The 17557-nt window shown below is 74.7% G+C and carries 13 protein-coding genes and 1 pseudogene; 2 read left to right on the top strand and 12 right to left on the bottom strand.

The window, feature by feature from the left end; translation table 11 throughout:
- Positions 1 to 44: 44 nt before the first annotated feature.
- The 5 genes and pseudogenes from ABZU46_RS25340 to recN all read right to left on the bottom strand — a co-directional run.
- Positions 45 to 1424 (bottom strand): annotated as a pseudogene (locus tag ABZU46_RS25340) (lipid II flippase MurJ); the annotation flags it as partial.
- Position 1425: 1 nt separating this feature from the next.
- Complete coding sequence (locus tag ABZU46_RS25335) at positions 1426 to 2292, bottom strand: hypothetical protein (RefSeq protein ID WP_354861632.1); 867 nt, start codon at positions 2290 to 2292, stop codon at positions 1426 to 1428.
- A 73-nt stretch (positions 2293 to 2365) separates the two neighbouring features.
- On the bottom strand, positions 2366 to 3307 hold the full coding sequence (locus ABZU46_RS25330; protein WP_354861630.1) for a copper transporter: 942 nt from the start codon (positions 3305 to 3307) through the stop codon (positions 2366 to 2368).
- A 27-nt stretch (positions 3308 to 3334) separates the two neighbouring features.
- Entirely contained in the window at positions 3335 to 4513 is a 1179-nt protein-coding gene (gene steA / locus ABZU46_RS25325; protein ID WP_234591007.1) for a putative cytokinetic ring protein SteA, read from the bottom strand.
- 119 nt (positions 4514 to 4632) lie between these two features.
- Positions 4633 to 6390, bottom strand: a complete 1758-nt coding sequence (gene recN, locus ABZU46_RS25320; RefSeq protein ID WP_354861628.1) for a DNA repair protein RecN — start codon at positions 6388 to 6390, stop codon at positions 4633 to 4635.
- A gap of 102 nt (positions 6391 to 6492) precedes the next feature.
- Between recN and ABZU46_RS25315 the strand changes: the two genes are divergently transcribed.
- Entirely contained in the window at positions 6493 to 7512 is a 1020-nt protein-coding gene (locus ABZU46_RS25315; RefSeq protein ID WP_354861626.1) for a helix-turn-helix domain-containing protein, read from the top strand.
- Positions 7513 to 7568: 56 nt separating this feature from the next.
- Here ABZU46_RS25315 and ABZU46_RS25310 read toward each other — a convergent pair whose 3' ends face one another.
- The 5 genes from ABZU46_RS25310 to ABZU46_RS25290 form a co-directional block, all read right to left on the bottom strand.
- Positions 7569 to 11288 carry a S8 family serine peptidase gene (locus ABZU46_RS25310; protein ID WP_354861624.1) on the bottom strand — a complete coding sequence of 1240 codons (3720 nt, stop codon included), beginning with the start codon at positions 11286 to 11288 and terminating at the stop codon, positions 7569 to 7571.
- Positions 11289 to 11447: 159 nt separating this feature from the next.
- A complete protein-coding gene (locus ABZU46_RS25305) occupies positions 11448 to 12332 on the bottom strand; it encodes an NAD kinase (RefSeq protein WP_354861623.1) in 885 nt (294 codons plus the stop codon).
- 91 nt (positions 12333 to 12423) lie between these two features.
- Positions 12424 to 13284, bottom strand: a complete 861-nt coding sequence (locus ABZU46_RS25300; RefSeq protein ID WP_354861621.1) for a TlyA family RNA methyltransferase — start codon at positions 13282 to 13284, stop codon at positions 12424 to 12426.
- Positions 13285 to 13321: 37 nt separating this feature from the next.
- Entirely contained in the window at positions 13322 to 13627 is a 306-nt protein-coding gene (locus ABZU46_RS25295; protein ID WP_354861620.1) for a hypothetical protein, read from the bottom strand.
- Positions 13624 to 14319, bottom strand: coding sequence for a hypothetical protein (locus ABZU46_RS25290; RefSeq protein ID WP_354861618.1), 696 nt, complete (start codon positions 14317 to 14319; stop codon positions 13624 to 13626). Before ABZU46_RS25290 ends, ABZU46_RS25295 begins: the two co-directional genes overlap by 4 nt.
- 111 nt (positions 14320 to 14430) lie before the next feature.
- Here ABZU46_RS25290 and ABZU46_RS25285 point away from each other — a divergent pair, with 111 nt between their 5' ends.
- Entirely contained in the window at positions 14431 to 14769 is a 339-nt protein-coding gene (locus tag ABZU46_RS25285) for an SCP2 sterol-binding domain-containing protein (RefSeq protein ID WP_354861616.1), read from the top strand.
- 18 nt (positions 14770 to 14787) lie between these two features.
- On the opposite strand, the gene ABZU46_RS25280 is transcribed toward ABZU46_RS25285, so the two are convergent.
- Positions 14788 to 15813, bottom strand: a complete 1026-nt coding sequence (locus tag ABZU46_RS25280; RefSeq protein ID WP_354861615.1) for an HAD-IIA family hydrolase — start codon at positions 15811 to 15813, stop codon at positions 14788 to 14790.
- Positions 15810 to 16814, bottom strand: a complete 1005-nt coding sequence (locus ABZU46_RS25275; protein ID WP_354861633.1) for a hypothetical protein — start codon at positions 16812 to 16814, stop codon at positions 15810 to 15812. Before ABZU46_RS25275 ends, ABZU46_RS25280 begins: the two co-directional genes overlap by 4 nt.
- Between the last annotated feature and the right edge of the window lie 743 nt (positions 16815 to 17557).

Below are 17557 nucleotides of genomic sequence, written 5' to 3'. Positions count from 1 at the left end.
TATTACACCGTACTAATTACACTCTTCCCCTCCCCGACGCTCGTCCGCTGTGCGCCGGCAAGCGCCGGCCGGCCGGCGCTGCGCAGCACCGCCGTGACGAGCAACACGCCGAGCACCACCATGCCCACCGAGTTGGCGGACGTCACGGCGAGCACCCGGTCGGTCAACGGCAGGATCGCGCCGAGCAGCAGGACGACGGGCGGCACCACCAGGAAGCCGACGGCGGTCGCGGCGGTCGCCGCCCGGGTCTCCCCGCGCGCGTAGAGCGCCCGGGTGAGGATCGCGAAGAGGCCGTAGCCGACCAGGCCCGGGGCGTACCCGATGATCGCGGCGGCGGCGGTCGGCGCGGTGGACGCGGGGAAGAAGAAGTGCCCGACGGGCCCCGCGGTCCCGACCAGCGCGGCCGCGCCGAGGCAACTGAACAGCAGCACCCCGCGCACGGCCGGCGCCAGGGTCGCCCGGTAGCCGTCCTCGTTGCCGGCCGACCGCGCCGCCGCGAGCGTCGGATAGGCCGCCACGGCCAGCGGCACCGCGAGCACCGCCCACGGCAGCAGGTAGACGGTCTGCGCCAGGTTGTAGACGCCCGGGTTGCTGCGCGCGCCCGCGGTGACCTGGTTCAGGCTGACGATCAGGGCGATCTGCTGCGTGGTGACGGTGACCGCGCCCGCCACCGCCAACGCGCCGACCCGGGCCCGCGCGTCGGCGGGGAACCCGAACCCGGGCCGCAACCCCAGGCGCAGCCGGCGCACCGGGACGAGCAGCGACAGCGACAGCGTCACCACGCCCAGGGTGGTGCCGGCGGAGAGCAGCAGCTCGCCGCCGGGGCTCACCCCGGCGACGGTGGCGTACCGGCCCTGGGTGGCGGTGAACCCCAGGTAGACGACGATCACGGTGAGGCTGGACAGCAGCGGGGCGAGCACCGGCCAGGCGAAGCGCCGGTGCGCCTGGAGCACCCCGGTGAGCACGATGCCGACGCCGTACAGCGGCAGCTGCGGCGCGAAGACCCGCAGCATCCGTACGCCGCTCTGCTGCTGGGCGTCGGTCAGGTGGTGGCCCAGCGACTCGACCACCGGGCCGGCGAAGAGCACCACGACCAGCGCGAGCGGCACCAGCAGGGCAAGCGTCCAGGTCAACAGCGCGCCGGTGGTCCGGGCGACCGCCGTGCGGTCGCCGGCCTCGACCGCCCCGGCCAGCAGCGGTACGACGAGGCTGGCCAGCGCGCCACCGGCGACGATCTCGAAGATGAAGTTCGGCACCGCGTTGGCCACCACGTAGGCGCCGCCCAGGTCGGTCGGGGCGAGGCTCCAGGTGAACACGGCGGTACGGCCGAAGCCGGCGAGCCGGCTGAGCACGGTGAGGACGGCGATGAGCGCGGCTGCCCCGGCCAGCCGGCCGGCGCCGGCGAGGGGTGCCGGTCTGGTCACGTCAGTCGGCGCGTCGGCCCAGTGCGTCGAGCTGCCGCAGGCCCGGGGTTCGCTGGATCACCGCCGTGAAGCTGACCTTCTCGCTGGCGGCGGTGAGCCCGGCGAGCACGGCCAGCAGACCGGCCCGGCCGAGCGGGCCACTGCGGGCGGCGAGCGCGACGCCGAGCAGGGCGCCGAGCGCGTTCGCGCCGCTGTCGCCGAGCATGACGTCCTCGGACAGGTCGTCGCGGAGCAGGCCGGCGGCGGCGCCGGCCGCGCCGGCCGCGATCCCGCCGTGCGGGCCACCGGCCAGCGGCACGCCCAGCAGCAGCCCGGACTTGATGGCCCGGCCGGGCCGCAGGTCGAGCAGGTTGAGCAGGTTGGCGGTGCCGGCGATCACCCCGGCGCCGAGCAGCACGTCGACCCCCCGGCCGACGGCGCCGTGGCGCTTCCGGCGCGGGTGCGCGGCGACCCGCGGGTCGGCGGCGAGCAGCGCGGCCGCGCCCAGCCCGGCGGCGCCCACCCCGATGATCTTGACCAGCCCGGCGGTGACGCGTCCCTCGCGCAGCGCGGCGAGGTGCCCGGCGAAGCCCTTGGCCGTCTTCTGCTCCGGACGTGCTCCGACCACGTCGTCGTAGAGCCCGACACCGCCGGCGCCGAGGCCGGCGACCAGGGCGGCGCCACCGGAGGCGGCGCTGGTGGCGCCGAACACGCCCGCGGCTGTCGCACCGGCGGCGAGCGCCGGCCCGGCCGCCAGGGTCACCGTCCGGCCCCGGAAGTTGGTGCGCTCCAGCGTGGGACCCACCGGGGCGGTCCGCACCTCGCGGAGGGCGTACCGGGCGGCGGCGGCACCGGCCCCGGCGATCAGCAGCCGGCCCAGCATCCTCACGCCGCCACCTCGCTCGGGCGCAGGGTCGCCCGCTCAGGCGCGTCGGTTCCGGACACCGGGGTACGTCGTTCGCTCACTGGGGCAGTCTAGGCAGCAGGGACGCGGCATTGTCGCCGACGCCGTACTGGCCGGCCTTCTTCTCGGTGAGCTGCTGCACCAGGGCGAGGCTGGTGACCAGCTGGCCCTGCACGGTGTTGGCGTTGTCGACCGTGGAGATGGTCTGCGACAGCACCGGGTCACCGCGGACCACGGACACCACGTTGCCACCGGCGGAGCCGTTGCCGCCCACCACGATCGACCCGGTCCGGTCGAACTGTTCGGCGATCTTGACGACCGACTCGTCCCGCTTCTCGGAGTCCTTGTCGACGTACGGCTGCCCGCTGACCACGACGACGGCCTCGGCCGGCCCGGTGACCTTGTTGTTGTCGGTGGTCAGGTAGCCGGCGTTGTTGTACGCGGCGAGCACCGCCCGCCGGTCGGCGTCGCTGACCGGCGCGGTGCCCTGCGCCCGGTCCAGCAGGACGCTGGCCAGCAGCGCGCTGGAGGTCTCCACGCCGTGGCCGTTGCCCGGCAGGCCGGTGGTCTGCGCGGTCGGCCGAGCGGCGGTGACGGCCAGTTCCAGCAGGTTGGAGTTGTTGTCCGGGTTGATGAACTTGTCCTGCAGGTCGACCCGGCCGGTGATGGTGGCGCCGGCCTGCTGGAGCTTTTTGAGCACGCCCTCGGTGTGGTCGCGCCCGTTGGGCAGGCTGAGCACCACCACCCGGCGGCCGGTGAGCGTGCCCGGCAGGACGACCTGGGACACCTGCTCGGCGAACTCCTCCTCCAGACCGAGCTGCTTCTCCATGCTGTTGACCTGCTGCCGCAACTGCTGGTTGTCCTTGCGCAGCCCGGTGACCTGCTCCTTGAGCGAGTCGGCGACGGGGCCGTTGAGGGCGGCGGTGCCGACCACGAGGCCGATCGCCAGAGCCAGGAAGACCGCGGTGAGGGACACCACGTGGTAGCGGAAGTTGATCACGCTTGCAGCCTCTTGATCGGTCGGGAACTAGAAGAGCCGGTACAACTGGAACACGAAATTGTCCCACCACTCGGCGACCACGCCCAGGTACGCCTTCCCGACGGTGGAGACGGCCACCGCGGAGGCCATCGCCGCGATCGCCGAGAGCACCAGCAGCAGCAGCGACGAGCCGGAGATGCTCTGCCGGTAGAGCCGGCTCACCCCCTTGGCGTCGACCAGCTTGCCCCCGACCTTCAACCGGGTCAGGAACGTGGAGGCCATTCCGCCGCGCCCCTTGTCCAGGAACTCGACGAGCGTGGCGTGGGTGCCCACCGCGACGAGGAGGGACGCGCCCTTCTCGTCGGCCAGCAGCATCGCCAGGTCCTCGCTGGTCGCCGCGGCCGGAAAGGTGATGGCCGGGACGCCGAGGCCGTTGACCCGGGGCAGGCCGGGCGCCCGCCCGTCGGGGTAGGCGTGCACGATCACCTCGGCGCCGCAGCGCAGCACGTCGTCGGTGACCGAATCCATGTCACCGATGATCATGTCGGGGGTGTACCCGGCCTCGACCAGCGCGTCCGCGCCGCCGTCCACGCCGATCAGCACCGGCTTGAACTCCCGGATGTACGGGCGCAGCACGTCCAGGTCGGCCTTGTAGTCGTAGCCGCGCACCACGATCAGGCAGTGCCGGCCCTGGATCTGGGTCTGGATGTCCGGAACGCCGACGCCGTCGAGCAGCAGGTCGCGTTCCTGGCGCAGGTAGTCCATCGTGTTGGCGGCGAACGCCTCCAACTGCACCGACAGCCCCTCCCGGGCGTCGGACATCGCCTTGGCGACCGACTCGGCGTCCTGCAGGGTGCCGTGCGCCACCGGCTCCTCGCCGGCGAAGACGGTGTTGCCCTCGATCCGGACCTGGTCGCCCTCGCGGATCCGCTCGAAGACGCCCTCCCCGAGATCGTCCAGGAGCGGGATGCCGGCGGCGATCAGCACCTCCGGCCCGAGGTTGGGGTAGCGGCCGGAGACCGACGGCTTGGCGTTGAGCACCGCCGCGACACCGACAGCGACCAACGAGTCGGCCGCCACCCGGTCCAGGTCGACGTGGTCGATGACCGCGATGTCACCGGGGCGCAGCCGCCCGACCAGCCGTTTCGTCCGGCGATCAAGGCGCGCGGTGCCGAGGACTCTGCCCGGCTCCGCGTTTCGGTTCCGGCGCAACGTGGGTAGACGCATCGTGACCATCCTGGCATGTGAGGCAGGCTTTTCTGTCGCGACATGCCTGAGCAGGGCCGCCTACCCAGGGAAGCACACGTCGGCACAAGCCGGTGTGCTTGCGCTCACAATACGCGGCGTCACAACCGCCTTTCCTTGGCGGCCACGGCCAGCAGCTCCTCGGCGTGGGCGATACCCAGATCCGAATCGGGCAAACCGGCGAGCATGCGCGCCAACTCCCGGGCCCGCTCGGTGTCCTCCACCACGCGTACCCCGCTTGTCGTCACCGCGCCGCCGGTGTCCTTCGCCACCACCAGGTGCCGGTCGGCGAACGCGGCCACCTGCGGCAGGTGGGTGACGACCAACACCTGGTGGCTGCGGGCCAGCCGGGCCAGCCGGCGGCCGATCTCCACCGCGGCCTGGCCGCCGACGCCCGCGTCGACCTCGTCGAAGACCAGCGTGGGCGGGCCGCCCGAGCCGGCGAAGACCACCTCGATGGCGAGCATCACCCGGGACAGCTCGCCGCCGGAGGCGCCGCGCTGCAACGGCAACGACGGCGCGCCCGGGTGGGCCAACAACCGCAGCTCCACCTCGTCGCCGCCGTCCGCCGCGACACCCGCCTCGACGCCGTTGATCGTCAGCGTCGGCTCGGCCCGTCCGGCCGGTCGGGGCAGCACCGCCACCTCGATCCGGGCGTGCGGCATGGCCAGACCGGCCAGCTCGACGGTGACCTGGTCGGCGAAGCGGACCGCCGCCTCCTGCCGGGACACGGACACCCGGGAGGCCAGGTCGGCCACCTCGCCGGCCAGCCGCTGCCCCTCGGCGTCCAGCTCGTCGAGCAGGTCGTCGGAGGTGTCCAGGTCGGACAGTCGGGTGCGGGCCCGGTCGGCCCAGGCGATGACGCCGTCGACGTCGTCGGCGTACTTGCGGGTCAACGCCCGCAGCGCGGCCCGCCGCTCGTAGACGTGCTGCAACCGGGCCGGGTCCGCGTCGAGCGTCGCCAGGTACGCCGACAGCTCCGCGGAGACGTCGGTGACCAGCGTGGCCGCCTCCTCCAGGCGGGCCGCCAGCTCGCCAAGCGCCGGGTCGGTGCCGGCCTGCGCCTCCAGGGTGCGCCGGGCCGTGCCGAGCAGCGCCGCCGCGTCGGGTGTCTCGTCGGCCGCCTCCGCGCCGCCCGCCACACACTGCTGGGCCACCTGCGCTGCCGTCCGCAGGCCCTCGGCGTGCTCCAACCGCTGCGCCTCGGTCTTCAGCTCGTCGTCCTCGCCGGGCTGCGGGTCGACGCGGGTGATCTCGTCGAGACCGAGTCGCAGCAGGTCGGCCTCCTGGTTGCGCTCGCGGGCGTTGCGCCGCCGGTCGGCCAGGTCGTCGACCACCCGCCGCCACCCGGTGTACGCCTCGCGCAGCGCGTCGAGCAGCTTCTCGTGCGCCGGCCCGGCGAACCGGTCCAGAGCGGCCCGCTGCTCGGCGGGGCGCAGCAGCCGCAACTGGTCGGACTGGCCGTGCACGGCCACCGCCTGCTCGCCGACCTCGCCCAGCATCGACACGGGCATGCTCCGGCCACCGAGGTGGGCCCGGGAGCGGCCCTCCACCGTCACCGTGCGGCTGAGCAGCAACGAGCCGTCCTCGTCGGGCTCGCCACCGGCGTCGCTGATCCGGGCGTGCACCGTGTCGGCGACCCGGCCGGAGAGGCGTAGCCGCCCCTCGACCACGGCCCGGCCCGGTTGGGCACGGACCCGCCCGGCGTCGGCCCGGCCGCCGAAGAGCAGGCCGAGGCCAGTCACCACCATCGTCTTGCCGGCACCGGTCTCGCCGGTGATGACGTTCATCCCGCCGGTCAACGGCAGCGTGGTGTCCTCGATGACGCCGAGTCCGGTGATGCGCAGCTCTTCCAGCACAGCACCCGACAGTAGACGCGAGGGCCGACAGTTGACCAGCCGACGGGCCCCACGGCCGGGCCCCGGCACGGCCCGCACCTTACCGACGTACAGTCTTGCCCCGTGTCGGACGTGATCGGCCTGACCCCCGCCGAGGAGGAGCTCTACCGCTGCCTGCTCCAACTCACCACGGCCCGCGTCGACGAGCTGGTCCGCCGGCTGCGACGGCCCCGGGCGCAGGTCGTCGAGCAGGTCGAGGCGCTGCGGGCCAAGGGTCTGGTGCAGCCCACAGACAACGACCCGGACGCCCCGCTGCGCCCGACCGCCCCGGACGTCGCCCTCGGCGCGACGCTGCTGCGCCGCCAGGAGGACCTGGAGGCGGCCCGGCGCCGGGTCACCCAACTGGCCGAGGAGTACCGCTCCGGGCTGCGCCGCCACCACGTGGACCACCTGGTCGAGGTGATCCGGGGCGGTCGGGTGCTGCGCGACCGGCTGCGCGACCTGCAGAACTCGGCCCGCGACGAGGTGCTGTGGTTCTGCCGGGCGAACCCCCTCGCCATGGCCGGCCCGGAGAACGTCGAGGAGTTCGACGCGCTGGCCCGCGGGGTGAGCTACCGGGCCATCTACGAGCGGGACCTGCTGCTGGAGCCGGGCGCGCTGGCCGACCTGGCCAAGGGGGTGGCCGCCGGCGAGCAGGCCCGCGTGCTGGACCGGCTGCCGGTCCGACTGGCCATCGTGGACGCGCGTACCGCCATCTGCCCGCTGGTGGCCGACCGCGACGGCGGCGAGCCGAGCGCCGCGGTGATCGGCCGCAGCCAACTGCTCGACGCGCTGCTCGCCCTCTTCGAGAGCCACTGGCGGGTGGCCACCCGGCTGCGACTCGACGACCCGCTCGCCGCCACCGCGACCGAGATCCGGCGCGACGAGGCCGACGACCGTCCGGTCGACGGCTACCAGCCCGACGCCGACGAGGCCCGGCTGCTGTCGCTGTTCGTGGCCGGCGTACCGGACAAGTCCATCGCCTCCCAGCTCGGGGTGAGCCGCCGGACGGTGCAGCGCCGCCTCGCCGACCTGATGGACGCCGCCGGCGTGGACACCCGACCCGGGCTGGCGTTCCAGGTCGCCCGGCGCGGCTGGCTCTGAACGCGGCCGGGCCCGCCGTCCGAAGCGACGGCGGACCCGGCCGGACACGCTCGGAGTCAGCGCAGCCCGTACGCGCGCAGCACCGTCTGGTCGACGGAGTTCCCGTTGCGGTCGGTGGCGTGCACCCGCAGCGACACGGTTGCGCGCCCGGCCGGCACGGTCGCGGTCCAGCGGGTCCCCGACCCTCTGGTCGGCGCGGACCGCCAGGTGACGCCCTCGTCGAAGGAGACCTGCACCGTCAGGCTGGTGCCCGTCGGCGCGGCGACTCCGGTCGGCTGGCGCAGGGTCAGCCCCAGCTGGTGCGGTCGGTTGCCGGGTACGGTGCCGAGCAGGTCGGCCGGCACCCGGTAGTCCACCTGCAGCAGCGACAGCGGCACGGCGGCGTCACCCGCCGGCCGGGCCGAGCTGAACTGCCACGCCGTGTCGGTGCGGGTGGCGTAACGCCACTCGTTCGAGGCCCGGCGCGTCGTCACGTCGAGGCGGTAGCGGGCCGCCCCGGCTGTGGTCGGCACCGGCGCCCAGCCGCCGGACAGGTCGGCGATCTGCTGACCGTCGCGGCTGAGGCGAGCCTCGACGGTGTCCGCCTCCTCGCTGTTGCCGGCCACGCTGTAATGCCCGTCGGCGTCGACGAACTCGGGGACCCGCACGTCCAGGCTGTCGCCCGTCCGGGTGGGCACCGGCGTCCCGCTGGCCGGCACGGCCGGACGGACCACCGGCGCGTGCCAGGTCTCGGTCTCCCGGTCGTCGGCGGCGTACCGTCGGGGCTCCTGGGTCAGCCCACCGGTCACCTGCCCCCACTGCATGAACATCTCCTTGTGCAGCACCCGGTGCTGCCACCAGGAGTCCCCGGCGCTGACGAACTCCTGCCGGGTGGTCCCGTTGCGGACCAGGCGCTGGTCGTCGTTCCAGGAGTACTCCTGCCACGGACGCCAGCCGAACCGCTCCTCGGTGGCCCAGCCCGCGCCCGTGTCGCCGTAGCTGGTGGTCACCTCGGCGGTGTTCTTCGCGGTCACCGTGTGCACGATCCGCTCCGGCACCCGGCCCTTCGACACCTGCCACACGTCGTACAGGTACGGGCTGTCCACGGTCAGCGTCAGGTCCAGCGTCGCCCGGCCCTTACGCGCCGCCGCGATCAGCCGCTGCCCGTCGTCGTACGCGACGACCATCGCCGGGATGGGCAGCCGCTCCCCCGCCGGCCGCCAGACCGTCCACGCGCTCTGGTCCTCGGGCCGGACGATCAGCACCGCCGCGGCGCCGGCCGCCGCCGCGGCGGCCACCTGCTCATCCTCGTTGCGGTTCGGGTCGGCGGCGAGCAGCGCCGCCGCGCCCCGCACCCGGGCCAGCTCGGCCGGGGTTCCGGTGCCGGCCCAGACCAGCGGCAGCTTCCGTCGACCGGTCGGCGCCGGGGACGTGCCCAGCAGGTTGATGTCCGACGGGCCGGACACCCCGCTGATCGTGGCGTCCACCATGGGCGCGACGAGCTGCCAGCGGGAGGCGAACTCGAACTCACCCTGACGCACCTGGCGGGTCGGCGTGACGTTGACCTGCTGAATGGTGCTGTAGGCCATGACGCCGTGGTCGATCTGCCGGCCGTTGCCCAACACCCGGTGCACGTAGAAGCTGAGCGTGGCCCGCTGCTCGCTGGGCTTCGGCGTCTCGATCCGCACCGGCGTGCCCTTGCGGGCGTCGAGCACCACGGTCAGGTCCCGGTCGACGGTCAGCTCCGGCTCGACGGCCTCGGTCAGCTGCTCGTCCAGGGGGGCGCCGTGCTCGACCAGCGCGGTCAGCAGGTAGGTGCCCTCCTCGACCCGCAGGGTGCCCTCGCCCGGCCACCAGCCCCAGTAGTCCGACTCGGGCTGCTCACCGAAGAGGGTCAGCGCAGGCGAGAGGGTCAACTGACCCTGCCGGCCCAGCACCTTGATCGTGACGTCGTGGATCGGACCGCTGACGGTGAGGCCCACCGGCGTGCGCACGGCGACGCCGTCCGCGCCGGTCGCCACCAGCCATCCCCCGTGCGCGCCCCGGGCCAGTTTCGCCGGGTCGGCGCGCAGCGGCACCGCCACGCTGCCGCCCGCCGGCACGGTCACCTCGCCGGACGCGACGGCGACGCCATCGGTCTCGGCCGCGCCACTGTCCAGGTTGCGCAGCTCCAGGGCCAGGCGCAGGGTCCGCGCGACCGCCGTGCCATTGGTGTACGTCACACTCCGCTCGGCCACCGCGCCGCCGGTGGAGACCCGGCCAAAGTCGGCGGTGGCCGAGGCGTACACCCGCTGCGTGAGCGCCCGCGCCACGTCGACCCGACCGCCGCCCTGCTCGAAGACGGTCAGCGCCGGGTTCGCCTTGGTGGTGCTGACCAGCGCGTCCTTCAGCTTGCCGGCGGACCAGTCCGGGTGGTCCTGCGCGAGGATCGCCGCCGCGCCCGCCACGTGCGGGGTGGCCATCGAGGTGCCGGACGCGGTCGTGTAGGCGTCGCCCACCGGCGTACCCATGGTGGTGCCGGCGGCCCGCGCGGCGACGATGCCGACGCCCGGCGCGGTGATCTCCGGCTTCAGGCCGTTGTCGCCCAGGCGCGGCCCACGGCTGGAGAACTCGGCCAGGTTGTCGTCGCGGTCCACCGCGCCGACGGTGAGGGCCGCCGCGGCCGCGCCCGGCGAGCCGACGGTACGCGCCGCGCCCGCGTTGCCGGCGGCGACCACGAAGAGCGCGCCGGTCTCGGCGGTCAGGTCGTTCACCGCCTGGCTCATCGGGTCGGTGCCGTCGGTCGGGTCGCCGCCGAGGCTCATGCTGACGACCTTCGCGCCGGAGTGGGCGGCCCACTCCATGCCGGCGATGATGGCCGAGTCGTAGCCCGAGCCGGCGTCGTCGAGCACCTTGCCGACCAGCAGTCGCGCGCCCGGCGCGACGCCCTTGCGCAGCCCCGCCGACGCGGCGCCGCTGCCCGCGATGGTGGCCGCGACGTGCGTGCCGTGGCCGTGGCCGTCGCGGGCGCTGCCGCTGCCGGAGAAGTCCCGCGCCTCGGCGATCCGTCCGGCCAGGTCGGGGTGGGTGGCGTCGACGCCGGTGTCGAGTACGGCCACCTTCACGCCGCTGCCGTCGCGGCCGGCCGCCCAGGCCGTCGGGGCGCCGATCTGCGGCACGCTGTGCTCCAGCGTCGGGTGCACCCGCCCGTCCAGCCAGACGTGGGCGATACCGCCGCCCAGGCGGGGCGCGGCGGCCGTGGTCCGGCTCGTCGGCGTGCCGGCGAGGGTGCTCCACAGTCCACCGAGGTTGGCCTTGCCGACCCGCAACGCGGCGCCGTTGATGCTCTCCAGGGGGCGGGCGTCGGTGAGGCCGCCGAGCGGCCGGACCCGGCCGGCCGCCTGCTCCTGGTAGCGCACGATCAGCGGCAGCGCGCCCTGCGCGGCGTCGCCGTAGCCGTCGGCGGCCAACTCCTGCACGTCGAACAGGTTGGCGTCGAGGACACCGCTGGAGACGTAGGGCAGGGCGTCGCTGGGCAGCACCCGCAGCCCGCCGTCGACCTCCAGGGTCTGGAAGATGACCCGCTCACGCCCGGGTCCCGGGCGTACGGTGGCGGCGACCCGGCCCGGCGCGGCCGGCGCCAGCTCGACCTGGTCGCCGGTGATGAGGGTGATGCGGACGGGCGCGGCGCCCGGGGCGGACGTGCCCAGGCTCGGGCCGGTGGGCCGGACGGGCGGCTCGGCGGACGCCGGTGCGGCGAGGCCGACCACCAGCGCGCCGACCGCGCCGGCGCTGAGCCAGCGGGGGGACCAGTGCATGCGATGCGCTCCTTAAACTCCGGTGGGCCCGCCATCCGTAGATGAGGACCGATCGGAGTCTGCGACGCAGCGCACAACCAGGTCACTAGCCTTGCGCCGCCGCAGCGGCGACATGTCGTCAGGTGGACAACCGCCGGACACCGACGGTGTGCGCCACAGTCACCGGCGGCTGCCCCGCCACCCGTGCACCGGCAGACCGAACTTGGCGACCAGCCGGTCGGTGAACGGACGGGCGCGCAGCCGGACGATGCGCACCGGCAGGGCGCCTCGACGCACCGTCACCCGGGCGCCGGGCGGCAGGTCGTAGACCCGCCGGCCGTCGCAGGCGAGCACGGCGAGGGTGGTGAACGGGTCGACGGTGATCACGAACGTCGACGTGGGTGCGGTGACCAGGGGGCGACTGAACAACGCGTGCGCGCTGATCGGCACCAGCAGCAGGGCTTCCACCTCCGGCCAGACCACCGGACCGCCGCCGGAGAACGCGTAGGCGGTGGAGCCGGTGGGGGTGGCGCAGACCACGCCGTCGCAGCCGTAGCGGGACAGCGGGCGGCCGTCCACGTCGACGAGGAGTTCGAGCATCTGCGCCCGCTCCCCCTTCTCGACGCTGATCTCGTTGAGCGCCCACGACTCGATGGTCGGGCCACCGTCGAACTCGGCCGTGACGTCGAGCGTGAGCCGCTCGTGCACGGTGTAGTTGCGCTCGACGACGTCCCGGACCGCGGTGTCCAGATCGTTGATCTCCGCCTCGGCGAGGAAGCCCACCTTGCCGAGGTTGATGCCGAGCAGCGGCGCCTTCGCCGGGCGGGCCAGCTCGGCCGCGCGCAGGAAGGTGCCGTCCCCACCGAGCGCGAAGACGATCTCGGCGCCCTCGGCGGCCTCCGGGCCGGTGACCGGAACCATCCCGGGCAGATCGAGGTCGTCGGCCTCCTCGGCGATGACCCGCACCTCGAAGCCCGCGGCGATGAGGTCGGCGGCGACCGACCGGGCGTGCTCGGTGCTACGTCGACGGCCGGTGTGGGTCACCAGCAGCGCCGTGCGGCTCATCGGATCGGCCGCCCGTCCGCCATCGGACGGCACACTGCCGCCGCCGCCCCGGCACGGCCGCGTGCCGTCGTGCGCCGTTCGCTGTACGCGTTCACCCTGCGACCGCCTCCGCCGCCACGCCCGGCACGTCGCCGGCCGTCGTCGGGCCGTTTGGCCCGGCCTCCACCACGGCCCGCACGCGCTGCGGGTCGGCCGGTGGTGCGCCCCGGCGCAACCATACGAAGAACTCGACGTTGCCGCTGGGCCCGGGCAGCGGGCTGGCCGCCACGTCGGCCAACCCGAGGCCGAGCTGAGCGGCCGCGGCGGCCACGTCGAGCACCGCCTCGGCGCGCAGTGCCGGGTCGCGGACGACGCCGCCGGCGCCGACCCGCTCCTTGCCCACCTCGAACTGCGGCTTCACCATCAGCGCCAGGTCGCCGTCGTCGCGGGTGCAGCCGGCCAGGGCCGGCAGCACCAACCGCAACGAGATGAACGACAGGTCGGCCACCGTCAGATCGACAGGCCCGCCGATCGCGTCCGCGACGAGGGTACGGACGTTGGTGCGTTCCAGGACGCGGACGCGCTCGTCGGTGCGCAGCGACCAGGCGAGCTGCCCGTAGCCGACGTCCACGGCCACCACCTCGGCGGCGCCGGCGCGCAGCAGCACGTCGGTGAAGCCCCCGGTCGACGCGCCGGCGTCCAGGCAGCGCCGCCCGGCGACGCGTAGGCCACCGGCCTCGAACGCCGCCAACGCGCCCGCGAGCTTGTGCCCGCCCCGGGAGACGTACTCCTCGGTCGGGTCCTCGCCGGTGACCAGCAGCGGATCGGCGGGGTCGACCATCGCGGCGGCCTTGCGCGCGAGCACTCCGCGCAGCTGGACCCGGCCGGCCTCGACCAGCGCGGCGGCCTGCTCACGCGAGCGGGCCAGCCCGCGGCGGACGAGTTCGGCGTCCAGCCGGTTGCGACGTGCCATGGGTGGTTCTCCGGTCTGTCCGACCTGGTCGTCCTGCTCAGGTCTGGTCGATGGTGGCGAGCGTTTCGCGCAGCGTCTCGTAGGCCGCCTCGTACTGCGCGATCTGGTCGGCCGGGGCGAGCGTCGCCGCGTTGTCCATGGCCCGCACGGCCGCGTCCACCGCCGGGTGGCGGGCCGTGTCGTCGCCGACGTCGACGCCCTCGGGCGGCGGGCCGGGGCGGACGCCCACCGGCGGGCTGGGCCGGGCGGCGAACGACCCGGCCGGCGGCGGGCCGGGCCGGAAGCCTCCCGGCGGGCCGGGGCGGATGCCGGGCGGCGGGCCCGGACGCGCGCCGTCGCTCACGAGTCACCGTCCGGACGGCGCTTACGGGCGGCCTTCTTCGCCGGCATGACCGCCGGTGTCGGGGTGTCGTCCTGCACGACCGGCGGCGGGGTGTCGTCGTCGGTCCGGCTGATCGTCGCGGGCGGCTTCTTCACGATGGCCTTCTTCGCGACAGCCTTCTTCGCCAGCGCCTTCTTGGCGACGGCCTTCTTGGCCACCGCGGAGACCGGCGCTGCGGCGGGACCGTCCGAGGCCTTCCTGGCCACCGGCGCCGAGACCGGCGCTCCGGCGGGGCCGTCCGACGGCACCGGGCCGCTGCCGGGCTGCGCCGCGCGGGTCGGATCGGGTTGCGGCGCGGGCCCGGTCGAGGGCACGGCGAGCTGTGGGGCGGGCCCGGCGGCCATTTCGGTGGCGCGCGCCTCGCGCAGTTGCCGTTCCAGGTCGCGCACGCGTCGGGTCAGCTCGGCCACCTCGTCGGCGGTGGCCAGACCGACCGCGCCCAGGGCCCGGTCGACCTCGAAGCGGACCAGCTTGGTCAGCGCCTCCCGGTTGGCGGCGCCCGTGGTGACCAGCTCCTCGCCGAGGGCCTGCAGCTGGGCGGCGGTCGCGCCGCCCGAGCCGACGAGGCGACGCACCGCGTCCTGGGCCTTCTTCCGGGGCGCCTCCGCCAGGCCCAGGGCCAGTTCGAGGTAGGCGCGCCACGCGTCCTGCATGCCTGAGTCCTTCCATGGGGCGGGGTCTGCAGGTGTCACGCTACCGGGCACCCCGGACTGCCTCGTGCGGTACGGTGCCGGGGACGGCGTGGCGATCGGCGAGGGGGAGATGTGGCCAGCGTGGACGAGTGCCGGCAGGCGTTGCAGGAGCTGGCCGCCCGGTTGGACCGCAACGCCGAGACGGTCCGCGACCGGATCGACCTGGACCGGACGTTGGCCTGCCGGATCACCGACCTGGACACGGCGTTCCACGGCAAGATCAGCGGTGGCCGGCTGGTCGAGCTGACCGACGGCGACGACCCGAAGGCCAAGATCGCGCTGAGCACGTCCAGCGACGATCTGCTCGCCCTGGTCCGAGGTGACCTGGACGTCACCAAGGCGGTCACCTCCCGCCGGGTGTCGATCAAGGCCAACCCGTTCGACCTGATGAAGCTGCGCAAGCTGCTCTGACGAGCGCGCTCGACGGCGTCACCCGTCGGTGGCCAACCCGAAGCTCTCCAGCGCGGCAGCCGCGTCCGGTCCCACCGCGCGGATCGCCGGCAGCTCCGGAGCCGACCACGCCGCCGCGCAGAGCGCGGCGAGGGCGTCCAGATCCCGGCCGGCGCCGGCCAGTTCCAGCGTCCCGTCGCGGTCGGTGACGGACCAGCCGCCGCCGTTCGTCGAGCCCGGGACCTGCACGGCCGCCGCCGGGTCGAAGAGCCCCGCCAGGTCCCGCGCGACGTACGTGGGCCGCCGTCGTGGCTCGGCCGCGAGCAGCTCGGGTACGCCGCTGACGCCGGTGAGCACGAGCAGGCTGTCCAGTCCCGCTCGGCGGGCGCCCTCGATGTCGGTGTCCAACCGGTCCCCGACGACCAGGGCTCGGCCGCCGTCGCCGCGCCGGGCGGCGGTCTCGAACAGCGCCGACTCCGGCTTGCCGACCACCAGGTCGGGGTCCCGCTCCAACGCGGTTCGCAGCACCGCGACCAGCGACCCGTTGCCGGGCAGGGGGCCCCGGGCGCTGGGCAGCGTCCGGTCGGTGTTGGTGGCGACCCAGATCGCCCCGGCCCGTACGGCGATCGACGCCTCGGCCAGCTCGGCCCAGCCGACCTGCGGACCGTAGCCCTGCACCACCGCGGCCGGCTTCTCGTCGGCGCGGGTGACCGGGGTCAGCCCGACCGCGCGCAGCTCGGCGCGCAGCGCCTCCGCGCCGACCACCAGCACCGGCGCCCCGGCCGGCAGGCGCTCGCGCAGCAGCTCGGCCGACGCGGCGGCGGAGGTGAGCACCTCCTCCGGCCGTGCCGGCACGCCCATCCCGGTCAGCAGGTCGGCGACGTCACTGGAGCGGCGGGAGGCGTTGTTGGTGGCGTACGCCACCGCCCGCCCCTCGGCGTGCAGCCGAGCCACCGCGTCGACCGCGCCGGGAATCGGCCGGTCGATCAGGTAGATCACCCCGTCCAGGTCGAAGACCACCAGGGTGTACCCGTCGATCAGCCGCTTCCCGGCGTCCGCGCTCACCGCTGCGTCGACTCCGGCTCGTCACCCCGGGTGGGGGCGGTCCCGTCGCCGTTCACCGCGCCGCCTGCGCGGCTGTCGTCGCTGGCGGGCGTGCTCCGGTCCGTGGTGGCTGCCGGGGCGACGTCGCCCGCGTCCGGGTGGCGGTCGTCGACGTCTTCGTCTTCGTCGTCGCCCGCGACGTCCTCGCCGCCCTCGTGCTCGTCCGAGCGGCCGGCGACGCCGTCCTCCTCGTCGTCGTCGTCGTAGTTCTCGTAGTCCTCGTCGTCCTCGTCGTCCTCGTCGTCCTCGTCGAGGTCGTCCTCGTCCTCGAGGTCGTCGGCGTCGAGGACGTCGCCGACGGTCAGGTCGGCGTCCGGCTGGGCCGGCACCGCGCCGGGCGCACCCGGGCCAGCGGCGACTTCCTCGGCCTCGTCCTCGTCATCACCTTCGATGACGACGCCGTCGAGTTCCAGCAACCGCTCCGCGGCGTCGGTCTCGCCCTCGGTGTCCACGTCGGCGGCGCGGGAGAACCACTCGCGGGCCTCCTCACGTCGGCCCACCGCGAGCAGCGCGTCGGCGTACGCGTACCGCAGTCGCGCCGTCCACGGCACCGTCGCCTCGCTGGTGAGGTCCGGCACCTGGAGCATCGCGACAGCGGCGTCCTTCTGGCCGAGATCGCCCCGTGCCCCGGCCGCGACGATCAGCAGCTCGATCGCGACGGCCTGGTCCAGCTTCGCCTGGTCGGCGCCGCGGAACAGGTCGATGGCCCGCTCCGGCCGGCCCAGGGCACGCTCGCAGTCGGCGAGCACGGCCAGGTGACTCTGCAGGCCGGTCATCCGGTGGTACGTCCGCAGCTCGGCGATCGCCGTCTGCCACTCCCCCGCGTGGTACGCGGCCAGGCCGACCGCCTCACGGACCGCGGAGATGCGCGACGCGAGCCGTCGGGCGGCCAGCGCGTGCGCCAACGCCTCGGCCGGGTCCTCGTCGATCAGCTGACCGGTGGCGACCAGGTGCCGGGCCACCGTCTCGGCAACCGGCTTGTTCAGCGAGAGCAGCTCGGCACGGACGTCCTTGTCCAGGTCGGTCGCGACGATGTCGTCCGGCAACGCCGGGGCCAGGCTGCGCCCACCCTCGGACGACTCGGAGGCCGCGCCACGGTCGTCGCGCCGAAAGTCGCCCTCGCGACGGGGCCGCTCGTCGGCCCGGAAGCCACCGTCACGGTCCCCACCGCGGAAGCCACCCTCGCGACGGTCACCGCCTCGGAAGCCGCCCTCGCGGGGTGCGCCGCCCTCACGACGGTCACCGCCCCGGAAGCCGCCGTCGCGGTCGCCGCCACGGAAACCGCCCTCACGCGGTGCGCCCGGGCGCGAGCCACCACGCTCGCCGCCACGGAAGCCACCTTCGCGGTCTCCGCCACGGAAGCCACCCTCGCGGGGCGGGCCGGAACGGCCACGGTCGCCGCCACCCTGGTAACCACCCTCACGACGGTCACCACCGCGGAAGCCACCCTCACGCGGCGTACGGGAGCCGTCGCGGTCGCCGCCACGGAAGCCGCCCTCACGACGGTCGCCGCCCCGGAAGCCCTCGCGGTCTCCACTGCGGAAGCCACCCTCGCGGGGCGGGCCGGAACGGCCACGGTCGCCACCGCCCTGGTAACCACCCTCGCGCGGCGTACCGGAACGCGGGGCATCGCGGTCGCCGCCACGGAAACCACCCTCACGCGGCGCACCCGAGCGCGACCCATCGCGGTCGCCGCCACGGAAGC

This window comes from Micromonospora sp. NPDC005197 (assembly GCF_040608295.1).
Lineage (GTDB): Bacteria > Actinomycetota > Actinomycetes > Mycobacteriales > Micromonosporaceae > Micromonospora.
The sequence above is the reverse complement of the archived record's forward strand: the minus strand, read 5'-3'. Positions and strand labels throughout refer to the sequence as shown.

Excerpts from the sequence above, each read along its gene's own strand:
- steA (WP_234591007.1), bottom strand. The coding sequence starts at position 4,513 with ATGCGTCTACCCACGTTGCGCCGGAACCGAAACGCGGAGCCGGGCAGA.
- ABZU46_RS25310 (WP_354861624.1), bottom strand. The coding sequence starts at position 11,288 with ATGCACTGGTCCCCCCGCTGGCTCAGCGCCGGCGCGGTCGGCGCGCTG.
- ABZU46_RS25305 (WP_354861623.1), bottom strand. The coding sequence starts at position 12,332 with ATGAGCCGCACGGCGCTGCTGGTGACCCACACCGGCCGTCGACGTAGC.
- ABZU46_RS25300 (WP_354861621.1), bottom strand. The coding sequence starts at position 13,284 with ATGGCACGTCGCAACCGGCTGGACGCCGAACTCGTCCGCCGCGGGCTG.
- ABZU46_RS25290 (WP_354861618.1), bottom strand. The coding sequence starts at position 14,319 with ATGCAGGACGCGTGGCGCGCCTACCTCGAACTGGCCCTGGGCCTGGCG.